This window comes from Pseudomonas sp. HMSC066A08 (assembly GCF_001813025.1).
Lineage (GTDB): Bacteria > Pseudomonadota > Gammaproteobacteria > Pseudomonadales > Pseudomonadaceae > Pseudomonas > Pseudomonas aeruginosa.
In genome coordinates this window covers 1-2,458 of the sequence record NZ_KV811374.1, presented here as the reverse complement: position 1 = coordinate 2,458, position 2,458 = coordinate 1, and the positions used below count along the sequence as shown (strand labels likewise).

Genomic DNA, 2,458 nt, shown 5'->3' with positions numbered 1-2,458 from the left:
CCGCGAAGGCTGCGTCGGCTGCCACTCGCAGATGATCCGTCCGTTCCGCGCCGAAACCGAACGCTACGGCCACTACTCGGTGGCCGGCGAGAGCGTCTGGGACCACCCCTTCCTGTGGGGTTCCAAGCGTACCGGTCCGGACCTGGCCCGCGTCGGTAGCCGCTACTCCGACGACTGGCACCGCGCGCACCTGTTCAACCCGCGCAACGTGGTGCCCGAGTCGAAGATGCCGGCCTACCCGTGGCTGGTGGAGAACAAGCTCGACGGCAAGGACATCGAGAAGAAGCTCGAAGTGATGCGCACCCTCGGCGTGCCCTATACCGACGAAGACATCAAGGGCGCCAAGGACTCGCTGAAAGGCAAGACCGAAATGGACGCCGTGGTCGCCTACCTGCAGGTGCTCGGCACCTCGATCAAGAACAAACGGTGACGGCAATGGATATCGGGACGCTGCGAGGACTCGGCACGCTGCTGATCATGGTCGCCTTCATCGGTCTGGTGATCTGGGCCTACAGCGGCAAACGCAAGAAGAGCTTCGACGAAGCGACGATGCTGCCCTTCGCAGACGATCCCGAAGCCCAAAAGCACGTCGAGCAAGCTTCTAGGAGTAACAAAGAATGACCACCTTCTGGAGTCTGTACATCACAGCTCTTACCGTCGGTACCTTGATCGCCCTGCTCTGGCTGGTCTTCGCCACCCGCAAGGGCGAGGCCAAGGGTACTACCGAAAAGACCATGGGCCACTCCTACGACGGCATCGAGGAGTACGACAACCCGCTGCCGAAGTGGTGGTTCATGCTGTACATCGGCACCATCGTCTTCTCCGTCGGCTACCTGGTCCTGTATCCAGGCCTGGGTAACTGGAAAGGCGTGCTGCCGGGCTACGAGGGCGGCTGGACCCAGGACAAGCAGTGGGAACGCGAGATGAACATCGCCCAGGAAAAGTACGGGCCGATCTTCGCCAAGTACGCCGCCATGCCCATCGAGGAAGTGGCCAAGGACGAGCACGCCATGAAGATGGGCAGCCGCATGTTCGCCACCTACTGCTCGATCTGCCACGGTTCCGACGCCAAGGGCGCCCTCGGCTTCCCCAACCTGGCCGACAACGAGTGGCGCTGGGGCGGTGACCCGCAGAGCATCGAGACCACCATCCTCGGCGGTCGCCACGCGATCATGGCGGCCTGGGGCGACATCCTCGGCGAAGACGGGGTGAAGAACGTCGCCGCCTACGTCCGCACCGAACTCGCCGGGCTGAAGCTGCCGGAAGGCACCAAGGCCGACGTCGAGGCCGGCAAGCAGATCTTCTCGGTCAACTGCGTCGCCTGCCATGGCCCGGAAGGCAAGGGTACCGCCCTGGTCGGCGCGCCGAACCTGACCAACCCCGGCGCGTTCATCTACGGCTCCAGCTACGCCCAGCTCCAACAAACCATCCGCCATGGCCGCCAGGGCCAGATGCCGGCCCAGGAGCCCTACCTGGGCAAGGAAAAGGTGCACATCCTGGCCGCCTACATCTACAACCTGTCGCACAACCAGGGCAGCAACTGACCCCTCCCCCCACCCGCGCCCTCCCAGGCGCGGGTCCTCCCCCCGGTCTCAGACCTTAGTCCCAGGCGGCGCGACGAAGTGTCGCACCGGCGGACGCCTTTCCTACCCTTCCTTTTCAATCGCGTCTAAGCTGCTCTGCATTCGTCCCTCTCCGGCAGAACGACGGGACACCTAACTTCACCGGCCGAACCCACTCGCCCGGATAGCGCCAGAAAGCCATACGGCGGCCTTGGAAAGCGCTCTGAAGCAGGCATCAAACTGGCGTCGCCCCTGGCCTGGCGCGTTGCAATGCCCACCCGCTTTCTCCATACTTGCCGCCGATTTTTTGTCCCTAAAAAAGTCCATTAACCGTGGAACCCCTAGCATGAGCACAGCAATCAGTCAGACTGCTTATAACTATAAGGTGGTCCGCCAGTTCGCCGTTATGACGGTGGTCTGGGGGGTCATTGGAATGGGTCTCGGTGTCCTGATCGCCGCCCAACTGGTATGGCCCGAATTGAACTTCGACCTGCCGTGGACGAGCTTCGGCCGCCTTCGCCCCCTGCACACCAACGCGGTGATCTTCGCCTTCGGTGGGTGCGCCCTCTTCGCCACCTCGTACTACGTGGTGCAACGTACCTCGCAAGCCCGACTGATTTCAGACACGCTGGCGGCCTTCACCTTCTGGGGTTGGCAGGCCGTGATCGTGGGCGCCGTGCTGACCCTGCCGCAGGGTTTCACCACCTCCAAGGAATACGCCGAACTGGAATGGCCGCTGGCCATCCTTCTGGCGATCGTCTGGATCACCTACGCGATCGTGTTCTTCGGCACCATCGTCAAGCGCAAGGTCAAGCACATCTATGTGGGCAACTGGTTCTACGGTGCCTTCATCCTGGTGACGGCGATGCTGCACATCGTCAACCACATGTCGCTGC

The 2,458-nt window shown here is 62.6% G+C and carries 4 protein-coding genes; all 4 read left to right on the top strand.

Going from position 1 to position 2,458, the window contains the following annotated elements; all coding sequences use genetic code 11:
* The coding region (ccoO, locus tag HMPREF2886_RS30645; protein ID WP_070749018.1) for a cytochrome-c oxidase, cbb3-type subunit II at positions 1 to 430 on the top strand (430 nt) is incomplete at its 5' end.
* Positions 431 to 435: 5 nt separating this feature from the next.
* On the top strand, positions 436 to 621 hold the full coding sequence (locus tag HMPREF2886_RS30640; RefSeq protein WP_003157932.1) for a CcoQ/FixQ family Cbb3-type cytochrome c oxidase assembly chaperone: 186 nt from the start codon (positions 436 to 438) through the stop codon (positions 619 to 621).
* Positions 618 to 1,544, top strand: a complete 927-nt coding sequence (gene ccoP / locus HMPREF2886_RS30635) for a cytochrome-c oxidase, cbb3-type subunit III (protein WP_003087308.1) — start codon at positions 618 to 620, stop codon at positions 1,542 to 1,544. Before HMPREF2886_RS30640 ends, ccoP begins: the two co-directional genes overlap by 4 nt.
* Before the next feature lie 364 nt (positions 1,545 to 1,908).
* Positions 1,909 to 2,458: cbb3-type cytochrome c oxidase subunit I (locus HMPREF2886_RS30630; protein WP_177344470.1), on the top strand; the 550-nt coding region annotated here is incomplete at its 3' end.